Here is a 20,323-nt window from a genome sequence, read left to right as displayed (position 1 = left end):
AAATTATCTAATTGACACATTATCTCATTATCTCATTATCTCAATTAATTAAGCTTCTTCTTAATTTCATTTAATATATAAAGATAATCTTCGTGTTTTTTTACAAAATCTCGGTCTGAAACATCAATGATTAAAACATTCAAATCGGTTTGAGATTTTATGTATTCCAAATACCCATTATTGATTTTGTCCAAATAGGATCCTTCAATATTCTGCTCATAAATACGTCCGCGTTTTTTTATATTTTGAAGAAGTCGCTCTGTATTCTGATACAGGTAAACATACAAATCTGGCTTTGGCATTTCTTTATAAATAATATCAAACAGATTTCTATACAAACGATATTCATCTTCGGCAAGCGTTATTTTCGCAAAAATCAAAGATTTAAAAATATGATAATCGGCCACTATAAAATCTTTAAACAAATCAAATTGCGCCAAATCATCGGCCAATTGCTGATAACGATCTGCTAAAAAAGACATTTCTAAAGGAAACGCATATCTATTTTGATCTTTATAAAATTTGGGCAAAAACGGATTATCTGCAAATCGTTCTAAAACAGTTTTTCCGTTAAAATCTTCGGCTATTTTATGCACCAAAGTGGTTTTTCCTGCACCAATATTTCCTTCAAAAGCAACATAATTAAATTGATTTAGAGGAATTTTTGAAATCGGACTTTTCAGATTCTGCACAACTGTACAAACACTATCGTCTGGAGTTACGGCGATCAATTCTGGAATTGTTTTTTGTAAAATCGGATGTTTCCAACTTAACTTTAAATCCTGCATTGGAAGCAAAACAAAATTTCTGTTCTGCATTAGCGGATGCGGGACTTGAAGTTTTTCTGTATCGATTATTTCGTTATCAAAAGCAATCAAATCAACATCAATAATTCTAGACTGATACCCTTCTTGATTCAAGCGGATTCTTCCTAGTTCTTTTTCGACTTTTAAAATTTGATTTAATACTTTTTGCGCAGATGAATTGGTGTGCAAAAGAAGTGCGCAATTATAAAAAGCATCACTTTCAAACCCCCACGCAGGAGTTTCGTAAAGTTTTGAAACCTCAATAACAGTCCCCACATTTTGATGTATTAAATCAATACAATTTTGAATGTTTTCTAGTCTGCTGCCTTGGTTGCTGCCTATCGATAAAACGACTTGATGCTGTAATTTCATAATTAATGCAAATTAACTAAAACTATTTTAGAATTAACCAATATATTTGTGAAACGACGTCTCAAATACAATCCTAAATTTAGATGTCTAGTTTGTAACATTTTGCCCTTTTTTGCTACTTATTAAAAAAATATACATATGAAGTTTTTAGGAAATGTAATTGCCACAGTTATTGGTATTTTTGTTTTTATTATGCTCTTCTTTTTTGGAGTAATCTTTATCGGAGTTGTTTTTGGCGGTGACGACAGTGTCTCTGTTAAATCTAATTCGGTTATTGAATTAAATTTAAAAGAAATTAAAAACGATTACGCAGGAAAATATAAAGATCCATGGGTAACTCGTTTTTCTGAACAAAAAGGCATTGGTTTAACCGATGTAATTAACGCTATTGAAGCGGCAAAAAAAGACGATAACATCAAAGGAATTTCGATCTTAAATGATGAATCGTCTCTTGGACTTGCACAATATAAAGATTTAAGAAATGCTCTTGAAAGCTTCAAAAAATCTGGAAAATTTGTCTGGGCTTATGCCAATACGTATTCTCAAAAAGAATATTACTTAAACTCTGTTGCCAATACCATTTATCTAAATCCAGCTGGAGATTTAGATTTTAAAGGGCTTTCTTCTGAAGTTATGTTTTTCAAAGATTTTCAAGATAAATCTGGAATTCATATGGAGGTAATTCGTCACGGAAAATACAAAAGTGCCGTTGAACCTTTCTTAGACAATAAAATGAGCGATGCCAATAGAGAGCAGATTACTGCACTTTTAAACTCTATTTGGAGTATCGTTTCGACAGATATTTCAAAAAGCAGAAATATTCCGTTACCAAAATTAAACGAAATTGCAAATGGTCTTTTGGCTAGAACTCCAGAAATGGCAAAACAGCAGCATTTAGTAGATATTATTGCTTACGAAGATGTTTATCACGATGCTATTAGAAAAGTTCTAAAAGTAGACAAAGATGAAGATTACAACAAAATTTCAATCTCAGATTACACTCAAAATCATGTAACAACTGCTTTAGCAGATACTTCAAGCGATCAGATTGCGATTATTTACGCTCAAGGTGAAATTGGAAGCGGTGAAGGAGATGTAAATACAATTGGAGAAGGTTCTATGCGCCGCTCTTTGCAGGAAGCTAGAAAAAATGATGATGTTAAAGCAATCGTCCTTAGAATTGACAGTCCAGGCGGAAGCGCTCTAACTTCTGATTTAATCTGGAGGGAAATTGAAATTACTAAAAAAGTTAAACCTGTTGTAGTTTCTATGGGTAATTATGCGGCTTCTGGCGGTTATTATATTGCCTGCAACGCCAATAAAATTTTTGCTGAAAACAATACCATTACGGGATCTATTGGAGTTTTCGGAATGCTGCCAAACTTTAGTCCATTGGCAAACAAATTAGGAATCAATTCTGAACAAGTTAAAACGCACGAAAACTCAGCAAACTACAGTCCGTTTGTGCCTGTTGATGAAAAATTCAAAGCTTTTACTTTAGAAGGAGTTGAAAAAGTATACAACACTTTTGTAACTCATGTTGCCGAAGGCCGAAAAATGACTTTTGCACAAGTCGACTCAATTGCGCAAGGTCGCGTTTGGTCGGGAACTGAAGCGCTAAAAATTGGTTTGGTGGATAAAATTGGCGGACTGAATGATGCCATTGCTGAAGCAGCTAAAATTGCTAAAGTAAAAAAATACAGCACTCAGAATTATCCTGAATACGAAAAAACACTAAACGATCTTCTTTCTAATCTCCCTTTTGCAAGATCTAAAGAAGCTTTCATTAAAGAAGAAATTGGAGAAGAAAACTACCTTCTTATCGAACAGGTTAAGAAATTTCAAAAACAAAAAGGAGTGCAAACGATATTGCCTTACGGAATCAATATTTATTAATTCAATTAAAAGATGAATAAAGTAATTCTTTTTTTAACGGTTTTGTTTTGGAGTTTCATAAATGCTCAAGACAAAAAAGAAATCACGTTTAAGGAAACACCAGCAATATTAAAGATTAACAACGACCAAATTTTTGGTACGCTAACAACGCCAGATTTGACTAAAAAATTTCCGGTTGCTTTAATCATTGCAGGCTCTGGCCCAACAGACAGAAACGGGAATAATCCGATGATGAAAAACAATTCGTTAAAAATGCTGGCAGAAGCTTTGGCTAAAAACGGAATTGCCTCTTTGCGATATGACAAAAGGGCTATAGGAGAAAGTAAGGCAGCAGGCGGATCTGAAGGCAGTCTAGTTTTCGAAAATTATATTCAAGATGCCAAAAGCTGGATTAATTACTTGAAACAAGACAAGCGTTTTTCTAAAATAATTATAATTGGCCATAGTGAAGGCTCTTTAATTGGCATGGTTGCCAGTGCAAAAGCAGACAAATTTGTATCTATTGCCGGAGCGGGCGAACCAGCAGATCAAATTCTAAAAACACAGATTGGTGCAAAATCAATGAAACAGCTAAACGATATGACTTTTCCAATTATCGATAGTTTAAAAAACGGATTTGAGGTTAAAAAAATTGATCCAATGCTGAATTCGCTTTTCAGACCAAGCATTCAACCCTATTTGATTTCGTGGTTTAAATACAATCCGCAAACCGAAATACAAAAACTTACTATTCCTATTTTACTAGTACAAGGAAATAATGATATTCAAATTGCAGTAAAAGATGCAGAGAATTTAAAACAAGCCAACAAAAATGCAGATTTGCAGATTATTGATAAAATGAATCATATCATGAAAATTGTTGATGGCAATCAGGAAGCTAATTTAGCCACCTACAACAATGAAACACTTCCTATTTCGGAAGTCTTGGTCGAGAAGATAGCTTCATTTATTCAGAAATAATAAAATAAATTCACTTAAAAATCCGTTTTGAAAATAGTTCTCAACGGATTTTTTTTATTTAACAATTTTAATAAAATTCCTACTTTTTTAAGAAAACTTTATCTGCAAACTGTAGTAAAAAAAACTATTTTTGCAAGAGTCGATTTTAAAATGTTAACCCTCAAATCTATTAATATATGCTAAAAAAAGTTTTAAAAATAAGTGCCATAGTTATTGTGGTATTTGTTGCTGCGCTATTTGCCATTCCGTTTTTATTTAAAGACCAGATCAAATCTAAAATCGTCGAGGCAATTAACGAAAGTGTTGATGCCAAAGTAAGTTTTAAAGATGCGGATTTAAGTCTATTTAAAAATTTTCCAAATGCAACGGTTGGAATCGAGAAATTAGTCATCATCAACAAAGCTCCTTTTGAAGGTGACACATTGGTTTCTTTAGGAGAGTTGAATTTAAAAATGAGCGTTAAAGAACTTTTCAAAGGAAAAGATGAACCTTTAAGCATTCAGGGAATCAGTTCTACCAACGGATTAATAAACATTATTTTCAATAAAGATGGTGTCGGAAACTTCGATATTGCCTTAAAAGACAAAAAAGAAGATAAAAAAGAGGAAGCAAGCAAACCACTTGCGCTTAAAATTCAAAACTATAAAATTGAGAATTTTACTTTTAGATACATCGATCAAGGTTCTAAAATTAAAATGGTAATTGACAGTTTAAACCACGAAGGAACTGGAGATTTTACCAATTCAAAATTAGATTTGACAACAAAATCTACTGCAAAAGTTTCATTGGACATGGATAAAATGAATTACATGAAAAATGTGAAACTGACTTTAGATGCCGTTCTAGGAATTGATTTAGAGAAGAGCAAATATACTTTCAAAGAAAATAAAGCTTTAATCAATCAATTGCCTTTAGAGTTTGACGGATTTATTCAAATGACTGAAAAAGCACAGATTTACGATTTGAAATTCAAAACGCCTACTTCATCGTTTACTAACTTCTTAGGTTTAATTCCTTCAGCATACGCCTCTAGTTTAGAAGGTGTAAAAACGACTGGAGATTTTACTGTAAATGGTTTTGCAAAGGGTGAATTGACAGATACGACAGTTCCTAAATTTAATATCGAAATTGCATCAAACAACTCTTCTTTCCAATATCCAAACCTTCCAAAATCGGTTCAGAATATTGTAATTGATACAAAAATCATTAACGAAACTGGAATCTTAAATGATACTTACGTTAATTTAGATAAGTTATCTTTCAGAATTGACCAGGATGTTTTTAGCGCTAAAGCGAATATCAAAAATATAACGGTAAATCCAATTATTGATGCTGCTTTAAAAGGAACAATCAACCTGACTAATCTTTCGAAAGCCTATCCAATTAAAATGGACAAGCCTTTGGCGGGTATTTTAAAAGCGGACGTTACAACAAATTTTGATATGGCTTCTGTAGAAAAAAGTCAATATCAAAACATAAAAAATGCGGGTACAATGAGTTTGTCAGGATTTAAATATACTGATGAAAATAATAAAGCAATGAACATTAGTACAGCATTGGTTGAATTTAATCCGAGCAGAATTAATTTAAAACAATTTGATGCTACAACTGGAAAAAGTGATATTAGCATTAACGGAGTTCTAGAAAATTTCTATGGGTTTATGTTCAAGAAACAAGAACTAAGAGGAAATTTCAACATGAGCTCAAAACAATTGGCTGTTGATGATTTTATGACTTCTGGCGAACCAGCAACTGCAAAAACAGAAGCTAAACCAGCTGAAGCGATGAAGATTCCGGCTTTCTTAAACTGTACTTTAAATGCTAAAGCGACAACCGTTTTATACGATAATTTAAAACTTCAGGATGTTGCTGGAACCTTAATTATTAAAGACGAGAAAGCAACTCTTCAAAACTTTAAAACAAATATCTTCGGCGGATCAATTGGTCTTAACGGAGCTGTTTCTACAAAAGAAAAAGTACCTACTTTTGACATGAACTTAGGTTTCAATCAAGTTGATATTGCACAGACTTTTACACAGTTGGATATGATGAAAAAAATCGCTCCAATTGCGGGAATCATCAACGGAAAATTAAATTCGACTATCAAATTGAATGGTAATTTGGATGCTAAAGAATTGACTCCAGATCTTAAATCAATTTCAGGAGATTTAATTGGCCAATTACTATCTACTACAGTAAACTCGAGTAACTCTACTTTACTCACTGCATTAAGTTCTAATGTTAAGTTTCTTGATTTAAATAAAGTGAATCTGAATGACATTAAAGCTGCTTTAACTTTTGATAATGGAAAAGTAAATGTTAAACCTTTTGACATTAAATACCAAGATATTAAAGTAACGGTTGGAGGAACTCATGGTTTCGATCAAACTATGAATTATACTCTAAAATTTGATGTTCCTGCTAAGTATTTAGGAACAGAGGCTAACAACTTAATTGCAAAAATGTCTCCTGCAGATGCTGCAAAACTGGATAATATTCCAATTAATGCTGCTTTGACGGGTAACTTTTCAAATCCTAAGATTAGTACAGATATGAAAGCTGCTGTAAGCAATTTGACTACACAATTGGTTAATCAGCAAAAAGAAAAACTGACTCAAAAAGGAACTTCTGCGCTTACAGATTTAATTAATAAAAATACTAAAGCGAAAGATACAACTCAAGCTGCTAAAACTGAGAAAGAGCAAAAAACTCAGGAAGTAACTAAAAAAGCGAGTGATTTATTGAATGGATTGTTTAAGAAGAAGAATCCATAAAAAAGTTGCTAAGATGCAAAGGTTGTAAGATACTGAGTTTCTCTAAGCTTAAAAAACATAGAACCTCAGTATCTTAGAAACTTAGCATCTTTAAAAAAAAATCCTGTTCGAATGAACAGGATTTTTTTTTGTTATTATATTGCTCTTGAATAAAAATTTAATCTACCGTTATTCAGAATTGAATTTATTGTTTTTATGTATTGCTTTTTAGTGTAGAGATTAACATCTATTCCAATACTGCAATTGTCATACGGTTCATATTTTTTCAAATTAGACACAGAAAACAATCCAATAGTTGGCGTATGTACCGAGCTTGATAAATGCATAATTCCGCTATCGGCACCAATAAACAAATCTGCATTTGCAATAACAGATCCTATTTCTCGAATATCTTTACTGTAAAATGTAGGTGCTTTAAACCCAATTTGCGACACATTTTCTACAGGCAAAATCTCCACAATATTATAGTCTTTATACTCTGAAGTAAGTTGAGAATAGAATTTTTCCCACCATTCTTCTGAAAGACATTTTGTTCCTGTTGCATAGGTAAAAATACAAATCGTCTTTTTATCGTTATTCGTTAGTTCGCTTAATATCTTTCTACCTTCTGCAATTTCAGAAGCCGATAATTTAAGCTCTAAAGGAGCAATTATTTTATTACTGTTTGTTGGCAGTCTCAGTTTTGAAAGATAATTGCGGAAATTATAAACAGGATACTTTGCAATATGCTCAAAATCACTTTTATGCTCTATTTCTTCTTCATTCGAGTCTCCAAAAAACTTGTATTTAGCATTTGAAAATTGAACAGCTAATCGTCCAGAAGAAGAGTTTTGATCTACATTAATCGCTAAGTCATAAGGTGTTCTCTTTAATGAAATCCAGACTTTTGAATAGGCCAGTAAACTTTTAAATGGTTTTTTAGGCAGATGAATTATTTTGTCAACAGTATCGTATTTTTCAAAAATAATTGGAGCCAAAGTTCCTTTTACAAATAAATCAATTTTACAATTTGGAAACATTTCAGACACTTCCTGAACAAGTGGCGTGATTAACAAAAGGTTTCCTAATCTTCCATTTGGTCTACAGATCAGAACTTTTTTAATCTCGCTCTTATCGACCAAAATAAAATCGTCCTGCATATTTGTCTTTCCAACATTCCTAGTCAGATTCCGCATTATGCTACGTCTGTGTACGTTTATTTTGCTTAAAACACTCATTTATGGAATAATTTATTGATTATAAAATCTTAATTAAATTTTAGAAATAGTGGCAGTCTCAAATCTACCTTCTTTTATTATCTAAAAATAAATTCTTCCAATAAGCATTTGTTACAAAATTGTAACCAAATGTATCATCATTTACACTTTTTTGTGTTTTGGAATTGAGCTAAAATTACAATAAATCATCACATAATTAACAAATTAATAGACGATTACGCAATAAATATCGACAAATCCTTAAAAAACCTAGACATTTATTGAAACCACATACCCTTCAGAACCGCGAATATTAAAAACGGTTCCGTTCTCAAATAGCAAATATTGACCTTTAATTCCAGTTAATTTTCCGCTGAAAGATGGTGTTTTATCAAGGTTTAAACTGTTCACTTTAGCAGGATAACTCAAAACGGGATACTTAAGTTCGTAAACATCATTTTTTTCAGCATAAAAATAATCTCTAACTTCTGTTGGAATTAAACTTTTAATTTTTGCTTTCTCTGCAATTAAATCAAAACTTTCAACAGAATTTTGCAACATTTTTCTCCAATTGGTTTTGTCTGTATAATGGTCTTTTAATGCTACCTCTGTTATTCCTGCCAAATATCGGTTCGGAACCTCAACAATGGCAATCGCTTGAGAAGCGCCTTGATCGATCCAACGAGTTGGAACTTGCGATTTACGAGTCACTCCAACTTTTATTTCGCAAGCCGAAGCCAAATACACAACATGCGGTTGCAATTGCGCTTTTGATTCATATTCTAAATCTCTATCTGCAATTCCTAAATGCGCTGTGCTCAATTCTGGTCTCATAATCCAATCTCCTACTGCAGGGCTTGAATAAAAACACTCGTAACAGAAACCTTGTCGGTATATTTTTTTCTTTTTACCGCAATTTAAACATTGACAACCCACAAAATTGATTTCAATTTCTTTATCTAATAATTGATTAACATTTAAGAAACTATCTTCGAAAACCAAATAATATTGAATTGGACTTCCAAGTTCGGTTTGCATTTTTGTGAGTACACCTTGATATTGCATTCGTATTTTTTATTTATAATTGCTGATTTAGACTTCTCAAAAGATTTAAAATTTTTTGTGTTAAAATTCGACTTATCAGGTAGAATCTTTACCTTAAATCGAATTGTTTATTACAAAAAAATATTATTTTTGATATGAAGACAAAGTTACTATTTGTCTATCGATATTCAAATTTTAAGTTTTTTGTTTTACAGAGATTGTAAGATTTAAAACCTAAAATTAGCTAACTAAAAAACAGATTCATGCCTTTATCTATTATCAATTCGTTTGCATCTTGGGTCCTTAAACAAAGGATTCATCAAATAGAGCTTTTTTTAAAATACCCAAATGAAGTTCAGGAAGAATTATTGCACAACTTATTGACGGCATCTGAAAATACGGTTATTGGAAAACAATATGATTTTTCGAGTATTAACTCTTATCAAACCTTTGCAGAAAGAGTTCCAATTGCCACTTATGAAGAATTACAACCGCTAATCGAACGTACACGTTTAGGCGAGCAAAATGTGTTTTGGGAAACCCCAATTAAATGGTTTGCCAAATCTAGCGGAACCACAAATGCAAAAAGTAAATTTATTCCAGTAAGTAACGAAGCTTTGGAAGATTGTCATTATAAAGGAAGTAAAGACCTTTTGTGTCTTTATTTGAATAATAATGAAGATTCTGAATTGTTTTTAGGAAAAAGCCTTCGTTTGGGTGGAAGTTCTCAGATTTACGAAAACAACAACACTTTCTTTGGCGATTTATCGGCAATTTTGATTGAAAACATGCCTATTTGGGCTGAATTTAGTAGTACGCCTAGCAGTAAAACTTCGTTAATGAGCGAATGGGAAACTAAAATGGCTGCGATTATCAACGAAACTAAAAATGAAAACGTAACCAGTTTTGCTGGAGTTCCTTCTTGGATGCTGGTTTTAATGAATAAAGTTTTAGAAAATACTGGCAAACAGAGTTTATTGGAAATTTGGCCGAATCTTGAAGTCTATTTTCATGGCGGAGTAAGTTTTTCTCCGTACAAAGAACAATACAAGAAAATTTTACCAAGCAAAGATTTTAAATATTATGAAATCTACAACGCTTCTGAAGGGTTCTTTGCTATTCAGGATTTAAATAACTCAAGTGATTTATTATTGATGTTGGATTATGGAATTTTCTACGAATTTATTCCGATGGATACTTTTGGAACTCCAAACCAAAAAGTAGTTCGCCTGGCCGATGTAGAATTGAATAAAAATTACGCCATTGTAATTACTACCAATTCTGGTTTGTGGCGTTATTTGATTGGAGATACGGTTCGTTTTACTTCTTTAAATCCGTACAGAATTAGAGTTACGGGAAGAACCAAACATCATATTAATGTTTTTGGGGAAGAATTAATGGTAGAAAATACTGATCAGGCTATTGCAAAAGCTTGTCAGGTAACCCAAACTGAAGTTATCGATTATACAGTAGCTCCTATTTTTATGCAAGATAAAGAAAAAGGCGCTCACGAATGGATGATTGAATTTAAGAAACATCCTGCTGATGTTGGTCTTTTCCAAAAAGTTTTAGACGAAACGTTGCAGACTTTAAACTCAGATTACGAAGCAAAACGTTACAACAACATGACTTTAAATCCTTTGGTAATAAATGTTGCCAGAGAAAACCTTTTTTATGATTGGCTGAAAGAAAGAGATAAATTGGGAGGCCAACATAAGATTCCTAGATTATCGAATCAGAGAGATTATTTGGAGCAGTTAAAAGAAATGTGCTAATTTATATCTAACTCATTTGATCAAGAAATTTTTATCTAAAAGAGAAATTGAGGTTAAAATTCTAATTGCTCTTCTTTTAATTCTTATTTTCAGTTGCTGTTCTCATTCAAAGTTTGGAAGTGATCAGGCTGAATTTGAATTAAAAGATGCTCTTGAAAATCCAAGGAAGGGCAATTTTGTGGATAACAAAAAATTACTCATCAAGGATAATCAAACTGCAATCAAAATCGCAGAGCCTATTCTTTTTAATATTTATGGAGAAGATGAAATTAAACATCAAAAACCTTATGAAGTAAATCTAATTTATAATCATTATGTTATTAACGGAACGTTAATGTGGGGAGAACAGGGCGGAACATTTCTAATTATAATTGATGCTAGGAATGCAAAAGTTTTAAAAATCAGTCATTCCAAATAACTATTTAATTTTCTTAAATAAAAATTATACAAAATGAAGGATACCAAATTCAGCGATATGACTACTGAAGAACTGATTAAAAATCAGAAGACATTAAAAACTGTGAATACTATATTCTGTGTTGTGCTTTTTATGCTTTTCGTTCTTAATCTATTCATTGTTTTCATGAAAGGTTTTAGCGCCATGAATATTATTCCGATTGCTTTGTTGCCTATTCTTTTTTTGAATATTAAGAATTTAAAAGAGATAAAAAAGGAATTAGAATCTCGTGAATAAAATAAGTGAAACTAGAATTGGATTAAGCAAAAGAAAAATGGCTTTAGCTTTTATAGGCGCCGCAATCTTCGTGGCATTAGGAATTCAATTTGTTATAAACCCAGAACAGTATATTTCGCATGTATGTAGAAATATTGAATTTATAAAAATTGCTGGTTTTGCCTCATTATCTTTCTTTGGAATATGTTTAATTTATATTTTTTTCAAAATCTTTGACACAAGACCAGGCTTAATAATTAGTGATATTGGAATTACTGACAATTCCCATTATGGCAGTGTTGGATTAATTGCTTGGTCAAAAATCGAAGGGATAAGAATTCAACAAGTAATGTCTACTAAATTTTTATTAATTGATGTTTCAAATCCAAAAGAGTTTATTGAAAAAAGCTCTCATTTAAAAGGATTATTGATGAAAACTAACTTAAGAATGTATGGAACTCCTCTTTCTATTACTTCTAATAGTTTAAATTATAATTTTGATGATCTTGAGAAATTACTGCATGAGGAATGGAACAAATACAAATCACGTTAATTCCACTAAACCCGCATGAGGGATAGAAGTGGAAATCCTTTTATGCCGGGGTTCGGCATAAAAGATTGGAACGGATAGCCCGACCCGCCTTTTTCTGGCGGGACATGCCCATATAAAAAACCTCAGCTCTTTTATGAAGAACTGAGGTTTTGTTTTTTTATTTTGATTGTGGAATTGCTAGTGTGATTTCTCCCTTCGGTCGAAATGACAAACTAGACTTTACATCATATCAATATATCTATCGTGATATCCTAATAAGTATAAAACACCATCAAGACCTAAACTTGAGATTGAAGTTGAGGCACTTTCTTTTACTTTTGGTTTGGCGTGAAAAGCAATTCCTAAACCTGCTAAGTTTAGCATTGGTAAATCGTTTGCTCCGTCTCCAACTGCGATGGTCTGATTGATGTGAATTCCTTCTTTTTCGGCAATTGCTTTTAGATATTCGGCTTTTTTCTGGCCGTCTACGATATCGCCTAAATATTTACCGGTCAGTTTACCGTCTTTTATTTCCAATTGATTGGCGTGAACATAATCTATTCCTAGCTCTTTTTGAAGATATTCTCCAAAATAAGTAAATCCTCCAGATAGAATTGCGGTTTTGTAGCCGTAGTATTTTAAGGCTTTCATTAAACGATGTGCCCCTTGTGTAATTGGCAAATTAACAGCAACGTTTTGTAGAACTTCTTCGCTTAACCCCTCAAGAAGAGCCATACGCTTTTTAAAACTTTCGTTGAAATCAATTTCGCCATTCATAGCCGATTCTGTAATCGCTCGAACTTGATCTCCAACGCCATTCAATTCTGCAAGCTCATCGATTACTTCGGTTTGAATTAAAGTCGAATCCATATCGAAACAAACCAAACGACGGTTTCTTCTATAAATATTATCTTCTTGAAATGAAATATCAACGTTTAGCGTTCTAGAGATCTCCATAAAACTCGCCGTCATGATGATCTTGTTTACAATTTCGCCCGTTACAGACAATTGAATACAAGAACGCGGATATTCTTCTTTTTCTACAATTGAAGTTCTCCCTGTTAATCGGATAATAGAATCGATATTTAAATTTTGATCTGACAATATTTGAGTTACTGCAGACAATTGCGAAGCCGCAAGTTTCTCACCCAAAATATTAATGATATAACGTTGTTTTGATTGTGATTTTACCCAAGTTTCGTAATCTTCGATAGAAATCGGAATGAATTTCACTTTGATTTCCAATTCGTATGCTTTAAACAAAAGATCTTTTAAAACGGGAGCCGAAGAAGAACCTGCAGCAATTTCGAACAAAATTCCTAAAGAAAGCGTATCATGAATATCGGCTTGGCCAATATCTAATATATTAGCATCATATGCTGCCAAAACAGCCGTTAAACCTGCTGTAACCCCAATTTTATCGTGTCCTGAAACTTTTAATAAAATTATTTCTTTATCTTCTGCTGCCATTTTTCTTTCTTGATTATGAAGCGACAAAAATCGGCAATCTCTCGTTGATAAAAAAGAATAATCCTTGTTTTTTTGAAAAGAAAAAGCACATATAAATGTGCTTTTTCGAGTAATTTAACAATTATCTTTTATTATTAAAATAACGTAACTTTTATGTTATTTCATTCCTTCATTTTTATCAAAACTCACCATCCAATTGATGCCGAATTTATCTTTAAACATTCCAAAATAAGATCCCCAAAAAGTGTCGTTCATCTGCATTTCTACTTTTCCTCCAGCCGAAAGTCCGTTAAAAATTTTATCGGCATCTTCTCTACTTTCTGCATTAATGGAAATCGAAAAATTATCTCCAAAACCTACATCTCCGTATCTCGGATGACTGTCGCTTCCCATTAAAATAGTATTTCCAATTGGAAGAGAAACATGCATAATTCTATTTAGAGCTTCCTCAGAAAGCACTTCTCCTTCTTCTGCTGGTGCATCTTTATATTTTCCGATGTACGGAAAATCTCCACCAAAAACTGATTTATAAAACAGAAATGCCTCTTCACATGTTCCGTTAAACATTAAATATGGATTGACTGCTGTTGCCATGATATTTCTTTTTAATTGTTAATTATCTACCTTCCATCTCTCCTCTTTATTCTTTATTCTATTCTCTTTCTTCTAACTTTTACTTCTCAGACAATTCTTTAATTAATTCCACCGCTTTCGGAAACGCATCTTTGAAGTAATCAATATGTTTTTCAATTACATCTACCTCAATATGAAGATCTACAACATCTCCTTTTTGAGTCAGTCTGTAAGTTTCCATTGCACCGCTCCATTTTTCTGTTTCTGCATTTGGTGGTACTTCTTTATGATCCTTGATTTCGCCAAGATGCTTAAAAGCCATATATTCATTCGGAATTTTGGTCTCAATCAGACTATTCATTCCATCTGCTCCTCCAGGACCTAAAAAATAAATTTTGTCCCCTTCGTTCCAAGTTGACTCAGCGTAACTTCCTTCGGCAAAAACGCTTGTCCATTTTCTGTACGTTTCATCGTCCCATAAGACTTTCCAAATCTTTTCTTTTGGAGCCTTTATATCGATATTAAACACTAATTTTTCCATCTTAACCTGGTAATTTGCTAAAATCCATAAATAAAACATTCCAACGATGACCATCCAAATCGGCAAAACCACAGCCGTACATCCAACCCTGACTTTCGGCAGGAGGAGCAAAAACGTTTCCGCCAGCTTCTTTGACTTTCTCTGCTAGTTCATCTACTTCTTCCCTGCTTTCTGCATCAATCGAAATCAACACTTCTGAGCTTAATTTCGTATCTGTAATACTATTTTGCGAAAAGCTTGAAAAAAGCATTTCTTCAAAAAGCATTACTACAAAATGTCCTTCACCTACCACCATGCACGTCGAACTTGGCGTGTCATGCTGTTCATTAACGAAAAACCTATTTTCCAGAAAAAATCTTTCGCTTTTGCCACATCCTTTACAGGAAGATTCAACCATATTTGTTTTGTCATTTTTTGTTTTTTTTTTGTTGGGTTAGATGTTTATTTTTTTTAAACCATATAAGTGATATAAGCTATTTAAGTTTGTAATCTTTGAACCTTTGTTACTTTGAACCTTTGTTACTTTGAGCCTTTAAACCTAAAAACTAATTAGCCTCAACGTAACTTTTAAAATTATCCAGAATTGCCTGCCAGCCTGCACGCTGCATTTCTTCTGGATTTTGTGTTTCTGGATCAAAACTTTCAACGATTTCTACACCGTCTGGAGTTTCTGTAAAAGTAATTTCAACTTTTCTTCCGTCTCCCAGAACATACGAAAGTGCTTCGTTTGGTTTAACCAAAGTAAATTCTCCTCCAAAATCAAAACTCATGCTTCCGTCTTTGGCTGCCATAGTCGATTTGAACTTGCCTCCTTCTCTCAAATCCGCTTCAGCATAAGGTGTGTGCCAATCGGGAGATGCAAAACTCCATTTTGTAATGTGTTCTGGAGTATTCCAAAAATTCCAAACTTTATCAAGAGATGCGTTGACAGTGTTTTTTATTGTTATCATTTTTATCGTTTTTTTTGTGATTTGTTAATTGATTATTACATGTTAGCTGGAATCTGACTTTCATCCATAAAGAAAACTTCCCAGTGATGTCCGTCTACATCTAGAAAAGTTCTTTGATACATCCATCCGTAATCTTTTGCTTCAATATAATCTGTTCCTCCAGCTTTAACAGCTTTTTCAAGCATTTCATCTACTTGTTTACGAGAATCAAGAGAAATCGAAATAAGAACTTCGCTTGTTGTAGCAGAATCACAAATCTGCTTATTAGTAAAGGTTTTATAAAACTCTTCTACCAATATCATTACAAATATATTTTCGTCAATAACTATGCAAGCTCCTTTTTCGTTTGTGAATTTCGGATTGGTTGAAAAACCAAGTCCGTTGTAAAAAGACACTGCCTTGTTCAAATCTTTTACAGCAAGATTTAAGAAGATTTTTGTTTTCATATTGATAAAATTACGAATTAATTAAAACAAATTTAATTTTTTAAGATTACTTAAAAATGCCAATAAAAGTCATTTTTAGGGGCATTTAAGACAAAATGCTTATTTTTGCCTGGATGTGAAATTTTCAAAACAATCAAAATCATGAGCAAGAAATTAGGATTAATCGTGCCTCACGACTATAAATTATTAAGTATTGCGGCTATTTTAGAAGTATTCGAAACAACCAATAAATTAAGTTCGGGAATCGAAAAACCATTCGAAATCATGATTTTTCAATCTAAAGAACAATCGGATCAAGGAAAGATATTTGGTTATACTTCTAACGAAATTGAAACTTCTGATATTATTTTAGACCTCATTTTGATTCCCGCTTTTACGACTGACAATATGAGTGAAATGATTAAAAAGAATAGAAATTTTATTCCGTGGTTACAAAAACAACATCAAAATGGAGCCGAATTAGCCAGTTTTTGCACTGGAGCTTTTTTGTTTGCTGCTTCTGGTTTATTGAACGAAAAATTGGCCACAACACATGTTGACGCTTGCAGTGCCTTTACCAAAGCTTTTCCGATGGTAAAATTAAAACCTGAAGAAACTTTGACTGCAGACGGAAGTTTATACACCAGCGGCGGATCTACCTCAACCTTTCATTTATTGATTCTCTTGGTTCAGAAATTCTGCGGTAACGAAATGGCTGTTAAAATTGCTAAAATATTTTCAATCGATTTGAATCGATACAAACAAAGTTATTTCAGCACCTTCAGACCCAATCATTTACACAATGATTCCTTAGTTGCACTTTTACAGCAAAAAATTGAAAATCAGTATCATTCTATCGAAAAACTGGAAGAAATCACAAAAGATATCCCAACAAGTGCCCGAAACATGACTCGTCGTTTCAAACAAGTGACAGGAATTCCTCCGATTGAATATTTACAGAATATCAGAGTAGAAAGTTCGAAGAAATACTTAGAACAAACCCAACTTTCGATTTCAGAAATTATCGAAAAAACCGGCTATAACGACCCAAAAGCTTTTAGAAAAGTATTTTATAAAATGGTCGGTATGAAACCAATTGAATACCGAGAAAAATTTAGAGTGCAGTAATTTTTAGAAGCAGATCAATTCATTTTCATCAGAACGTTTTGTCCTGCTCTACACTGTATTCCCGATAAACAAAAACTACGGCTAAAAAGCCTTGTTTTTCTAAATCGGGAGATGTCGTTTCGATCAGGGCTATTGAGCAGCTTTAGTTTTTCAGAAGAACCCAAAATCAGGACTTAACAACCCACATTAAAACTTTTTTATTCGTTTTCAAAAGTTCGTCAATTTCTTTCATGCTTTCGTTTGAAACTGCAGGACAGCCCCAGCCTTCTGGTGTTCCTTGGGGATAAACTTCATTATCTGAAATTGCATCCCAAGAATGCAGAACTATAGCGCGACTTCTGGCATTTGAATTTGTTTTGTCTTTTCCCTGCAAAACATAATTTACCTTTATTCCCCACTGACTTACACCACGATCTAAAACAACATATTTTCCAAGTGAAGAACAATGTGAATCAAATTCATTGCTCATCCTTGCGTTATTTTTAGAAGAAGTTCCTCCCCATTGATTATCTCCACAACCATGGCTTACCATATACGATTTTGAGACTTCCTTCTTTTTAAAATCGTAAACAAAAAATCTTTTATAACCAGAATGCAATCCGAGGTCAATCAAAATAAATTTATCTTGATTTAAATTATTGACTTCACAATAGTATGCTGCTTCTTTATAATAATTACTGTAATTAACTTCAATACGAGGATTTTTCTAATGAAACCGCTTCGTTTTTATGCTTATTTTCAGAAATAGTTATTCTTTTGCTTTCTTTATTACAAGAAAAAACAAATACCAGACAAATTATAAAAAGCATTCTTTTCATATCAAATATTTACACAAAAGCACAAACGAAAATAGAATTAAAAAAGTATATAAAAAAACCTGCTCAAATAAATGAGCAGGTTCTATAAATTGAACTTTACCAAAGTCTAAATCTTTGAAAAAGTTGATTTTAAAATTTACGAAGCAATCTCCATACGTTTCAATAAGTTTTTACTTAACGTATGTTCTGCATATTCTTTGTCGATTGTCAGACTAATATCATCAGATGTTGGCAGTTCGTACATGGCATCTGTTAAGATAGCTTCACATAAAGAACGTAATCCACGCGCACCTAATTTGTACTCTAAAGCTTTATCTACAATAAAATCTAAAGCTTCATCTGTAATTGTAAACTCAACATCATCCATTAAGAATAACTTCTGATATTGTTTGATCAACGCATTTTTAGGCTGTGTCAAAATTGCACGAAGCGTTGCTTTATCCAAAGGATCCATGTGCGTTAAAACTGGTAAACGTCCAATAATCTCAGGAATCAAACCAAAGTCTTTAATGTCTTTTGGGATAATATATTGCAACAAATTGTCTTTATCTATATTGTCAGCATTTTTAGAAGTTGAGTACCCAACTGCCTGACGGTTTAAACGTTTTGAAATAATACGTTCTACCCCATCAAAAGCACCACCAGCAATAAATAAGATATTTTGAGTATTTACCTCAACAAATTTCTGGTCTGGATGTTTACGTCCACCTTTTGGCGGTACGTTTACAACTGTTCCTTCTAATAATTTCAATAAAGCTTGCTGAACACCTTCTCCAGAAACATCACGAGTAATTGATGGATTATCGCTCTTACGAGCAATTTTATCAATCTCATCAATAAATACGATTCCTCTTTCTGCTTTAGCCACATCATAATCTGCAGCTTGAAGTAAACGTGTCAAAATACTTTCAACGTCTTCTCCAACATAACCCGCCTCTGTCAATACAGTTGCATCAACAATTGCTAACGGAACATCTAACATTTTAGCAATAGTTTTTGCCACTAATGTTTTTCCAGTTCCTGTCTGACCAACCATGATGATGTTACTTTTTTCGATCTCTACTTCATCGTCTAATTGCTGTTGCATTAAACGTTTGTAGTGATTGTAAACCGCAACTGACATCACTTTTTTCGTCTGGTCTTGACCAATAACATATTGATCTAGAAAAGCTCTAATTTCTTTCGGTTTCTTTAAAATTAAGTCCCCAACTAGTTTCGCGCTTCCACTAGATTTTAATTCTTCTAAAACAATTCCGTGAGCCTGTTCAATACACTTATCACAAATATGTGCATTGATACCTGCAATTAATAAATTAGTTTCTGGCTTCTTTCTTCCACAAAACGAACATTCTAATACTACTTTTGCCATTCTATATTTAAGTTACTAAGCTGCAAAGATACTAAGTTTCTAAGCTTTTTGACCTAAAACTTAAAAACTTAGCTCTTTACAGCTTAATATTTTTGTTTAAAGTTTAAAGTTTCAGATTTCAGATTTGCCGAAGCAAGTTGAAACATGAGACCTGAAACTAATTCTTAGCTTCTTCTTAATACTTCGTCAATCATTCCATACTCTTTTGCTTCATCTGCTTTCATCCAGTAATCACGCTCACTGTCTTTGTGCACTTTATCAAAAGTTTGTCCAGAATGTTGAGAGATGATGTTGTATAATTCATCTTTCAATTTCAACATCTCACGTAAGTTGATTTCCATATCTGTTGCAACACCTTGTGCTCCTCCAGATGGTTGGTGAATCATTACTCTTGAGTGAGGTAATGCAGAACGTTTTCCAGCAGCTCCTGCACATAATAAAACTGCTCCCATAGAAGCTGCCATTCCGGTACAGATTGTCGCTACATCTGGTTTGATGTACTGCATAGTATCATAAATTCCTAAACCTGCATAAACACTTCCTCCTGGAGAGTTTAAGTAAATTTGAATATCTTTTGAAGCATCAGCGCTCTCTAAAAATAACAACTGAGCCTGAACGATATTAGCAATCTGATCGTCAATACCAGTTCCTAAAAAGATAATTCTGTCCATCATTAATCTTGAAAAAACGTCTAATTGAGAAATATTCAGCTGACGCTCTTCGATAATATATGGAGTCATGTTTGTTGGTGTCATCGCAGCTACGATTTTATCGTAATACATTGCGTTTACTCCTTGGTGCTTTGTAGCAAATTTTTTGAATTCTTTACCGTAGTTCATATTTTTAGTTTAAAGTTGAAAAGTCTAAAGTCAGCATGTGACTTAAACGAATTAAACAAAGTTCATACCTTTTTATAAGAGATGCCAATTTGTCTGAAACGTTTCTTTTGTTTCAAGTTTAAGGTTTCAAGTTAACTGAAGAAAACGTGAAACCTGAAACCTGAAACTTGAAACAAAAAAGA

Annotated in this window: 21 protein-coding genes; 8 read left to right on the top strand and 13 right to left on the bottom strand. The window is 32.9% G+C overall.

Annotation, left to right across the window (positions count from 1 at the left end):
- Window positions 1–44: 44 nt before the first annotated feature.
- Window positions 45–1,178 (bottom strand): 2-amino-4-hydroxy-6-hydroxymethyldihydropteridine diphosphokinase, encoded by a 1,134-nt coding sequence (folK, locus tag ACFO3N_RS06525; protein WP_379796204.1) that lies wholly within the window; start codon window positions 1,176–1,178, stop codon window positions 45–47.
- A 138-nt stretch (window positions 1,179–1,316) separates the two neighbouring features.
- Between folK and sppA the strand changes: the two genes are divergently transcribed.
- From sppA to ACFO3N_RS06510, 3 genes are all read left to right on the top strand, one after another.
- Entirely contained in the window at window positions 1,317–3,074 is a 1,758-nt protein-coding gene (sppA, locus tag ACFO3N_RS06520; RefSeq protein WP_379796202.1) for a signal peptide peptidase SppA, read from the top strand.
- Window positions 3,075–3,086: 12 nt separating this feature from the next.
- On the top strand, window positions 3,087–4,034 hold the full coding sequence (locus tag ACFO3N_RS06515; RefSeq protein WP_379796200.1) for an alpha/beta hydrolase family protein: 948 nt from the start codon (window positions 3,087–3,089) through the stop codon (window positions 4,032–4,034).
- Window positions 4,035–4,210: 176 nt separating this feature from the next.
- On the top strand, window positions 4,211–6,808 hold the full coding sequence (locus ACFO3N_RS06510) for an AsmA-like C-terminal region-containing protein (protein ID WP_379796198.1): 2,598 nt from the start codon (window positions 4,211–4,213) through the stop codon (window positions 6,806–6,808).
- A 134-nt stretch (window positions 6,809–6,942) separates the two neighbouring features.
- On the opposite strand, the gene ACFO3N_RS06505 is transcribed toward ACFO3N_RS06510, so the two are convergent.
- Together ACFO3N_RS06505 and ACFO3N_RS06500 are read right to left on the bottom strand one after the other, a co-directional pair.
- Window positions 6,943–8,025, bottom strand: a complete 1,083-nt coding sequence (locus ACFO3N_RS06505) for a glycosyltransferase family 9 protein (RefSeq protein WP_379796196.1) — start codon at window positions 8,023–8,025, stop codon at window positions 6,943–6,945.
- Between the two features lie 249 nt (window positions 8,026–8,274).
- Window positions 8,275–9,069: a DUF2797 domain-containing protein gene (locus ACFO3N_RS06500; protein WP_379796194.1), complete on the bottom strand. Its 795-nt coding sequence runs from the start codon at window positions 9,067–9,069 to the stop codon at window positions 8,275–8,277.
- Window positions 9,070–9,311: 242 nt separating this feature from the next.
- Here ACFO3N_RS06500 and ACFO3N_RS06495 point away from each other — a divergent pair, with 242 nt between their 5' ends.
- From ACFO3N_RS06495 to ACFO3N_RS06480, 4 genes are read left to right on the top strand one after another with little or no spacing between them, the layout of a single operon-like run.
- The gene (locus ACFO3N_RS06495; protein ID WP_250834078.1) at window positions 9,312–10,823 is read left to right on the top strand and encodes a GH3 auxin-responsive promoter family protein; all 1,512 of its coding nucleotides are present in this window, start codon (window positions 9,312–9,314) and stop codon (window positions 10,821–10,823) included.
- Between the two features lie 16 nt (window positions 10,824–10,839).
- Entirely contained in the window at window positions 10,840–11,241 is a 402-nt protein-coding gene (locus ACFO3N_RS06490) for an NTF2 fold immunity protein (RefSeq protein ID WP_379796192.1), read from the top strand.
- 33 nt (window positions 11,242–11,274) lie between these two features.
- Window positions 11,275–11,517 (top strand): redox-active disulfide protein 2, encoded by a 243-nt coding sequence (locus ACFO3N_RS06485; RefSeq protein ID WP_379796190.1) that lies wholly within the window; start codon window positions 11,275–11,277, stop codon window positions 11,515–11,517.
- Window positions 11,510–12,049, top strand: coding sequence for an STM3941 family protein (locus ACFO3N_RS06480; protein ID WP_379796188.1), 540 nt, complete (start codon window positions 11,510–11,512; stop codon window positions 12,047–12,049). The genes ACFO3N_RS06485 and ACFO3N_RS06480 overlap by 8 nt, the downstream gene beginning before the upstream one ends.
- Before the next feature lie 219 nt (window positions 12,050–12,268).
- On the opposite strand, the gene serB is transcribed toward ACFO3N_RS06480, so the two are convergent.
- The 7 genes from serB to ACFO3N_RS06445 form a co-directional block, all read right to left on the bottom strand.
- Window positions 12,269–13,498 carry a phosphoserine phosphatase SerB gene (gene serB / locus ACFO3N_RS06475; RefSeq protein WP_250834083.1) on the bottom strand — a complete coding sequence of 410 codons (1,230 nt, stop codon included), beginning with the start codon at window positions 13,496–13,498 and terminating at the stop codon, window positions 12,269–12,271.
- 156 nt (window positions 13,499–13,654) lie between these two features.
- Complete coding sequence (locus ACFO3N_RS06470) at window positions 13,655–14,092, bottom strand: VOC family protein (protein WP_379796186.1); 438 nt, start codon at window positions 14,090–14,092, stop codon at window positions 13,655–13,657.
- A gap of 79 nt (window positions 14,093–14,171) precedes the next feature.
- Entirely contained in the window at window positions 14,172–14,612 is a 441-nt protein-coding gene (locus tag ACFO3N_RS06465) for an SRPBCC family protein (RefSeq protein ID WP_379796183.1), read from the bottom strand.
- A gap of 1 nt (window position 14,613) precedes the next feature.
- A complete protein-coding gene (locus ACFO3N_RS06460; protein ID WP_379796181.1) occupies window positions 14,614–14,907 on the bottom strand; it encodes a VOC family protein in 294 nt (97 codons plus the stop codon).
- Window positions 14,898–15,023: a hypothetical protein gene (locus ACFO3N_RS06455; protein ID WP_379796179.1), complete on the bottom strand. Its 126-nt coding sequence runs from the start codon at window positions 15,021–15,023 to the stop codon at window positions 14,898–14,900. Before ACFO3N_RS06455 ends, ACFO3N_RS06460 begins: the two co-directional genes overlap by 10 nt.
- Before the next feature lie 134 nt (window positions 15,024–15,157).
- Window positions 15,158–15,562: an SRPBCC family protein gene (locus ACFO3N_RS06450; protein WP_379796177.1), complete on the bottom strand. Its 405-nt coding sequence runs from the start codon at window positions 15,560–15,562 to the stop codon at window positions 15,158–15,160.
- Between the two features lie 35 nt (window positions 15,563–15,597).
- Window positions 15,598–16,008, bottom strand: a complete 411-nt coding sequence (locus ACFO3N_RS06445; RefSeq protein ID WP_379796175.1) for a VOC family protein — start codon at window positions 16,006–16,008, stop codon at window positions 15,598–15,600.
- A 141-nt stretch (window positions 16,009–16,149) separates the two neighbouring features.
- Between ACFO3N_RS06445 and ACFO3N_RS06440 the strand changes: the two genes are divergently transcribed.
- Window positions 16,150–17,115 (top strand): GlxA family transcriptional regulator, encoded by a 966-nt coding sequence (locus ACFO3N_RS06440; RefSeq protein WP_379796173.1) that lies wholly within the window; start codon window positions 16,150–16,152, stop codon window positions 17,113–17,115.
- A 166-nt stretch (window positions 17,116–17,281) separates the two neighbouring features.
- On the opposite strand, the gene ACFO3N_RS06435 is transcribed toward ACFO3N_RS06440, so the two are convergent.
- The 3 genes from ACFO3N_RS06435 to clpP all read right to left on the bottom strand — a co-directional run bounded on the left by ACFO3N_RS06435 (window position 17,282) and on the right by clpP (window position 20,141).
- Window positions 17,282–17,809: a murein L,D-transpeptidase catalytic domain-containing protein gene (locus ACFO3N_RS06435; RefSeq protein WP_379796469.1), complete on the bottom strand. Its 528-nt coding sequence runs from the start codon at window positions 17,807–17,809 to the stop codon at window positions 17,282–17,284.
- Between the two features lie 260 nt (window positions 17,810–18,069).
- Complete coding sequence (gene clpX, locus ACFO3N_RS06430) at window positions 18,070–19,302, bottom strand: ATP-dependent Clp protease ATP-binding subunit ClpX (RefSeq protein WP_095927868.1); 1,233 nt, start codon at window positions 19,300–19,302, stop codon at window positions 18,070–18,072.
- Between the two features lie 164 nt (window positions 19,303–19,466).
- Window positions 19,467–20,141 (bottom strand): ATP-dependent Clp endopeptidase proteolytic subunit ClpP, encoded by a 675-nt coding sequence (gene clpP / locus ACFO3N_RS06425; protein WP_095927869.1) that lies wholly within the window; start codon window positions 20,139–20,141, stop codon window positions 19,467–19,469.
- Window positions 20,142–20,323 lie beyond the last annotated feature (182 nt).

The organism is Flavobacterium chungangensis (genome assembly GCF_042654045.1).
Taxonomy (GTDB): Bacteria; Bacteroidota; Bacteroidia; order Flavobacteriales; family Flavobacteriaceae; genus Flavobacterium; species Flavobacterium chungangensis.
The sequence above is the reverse complement of the archived record's forward strand: the minus strand, read 5'-3'. Positions and strand labels throughout refer to the sequence as shown.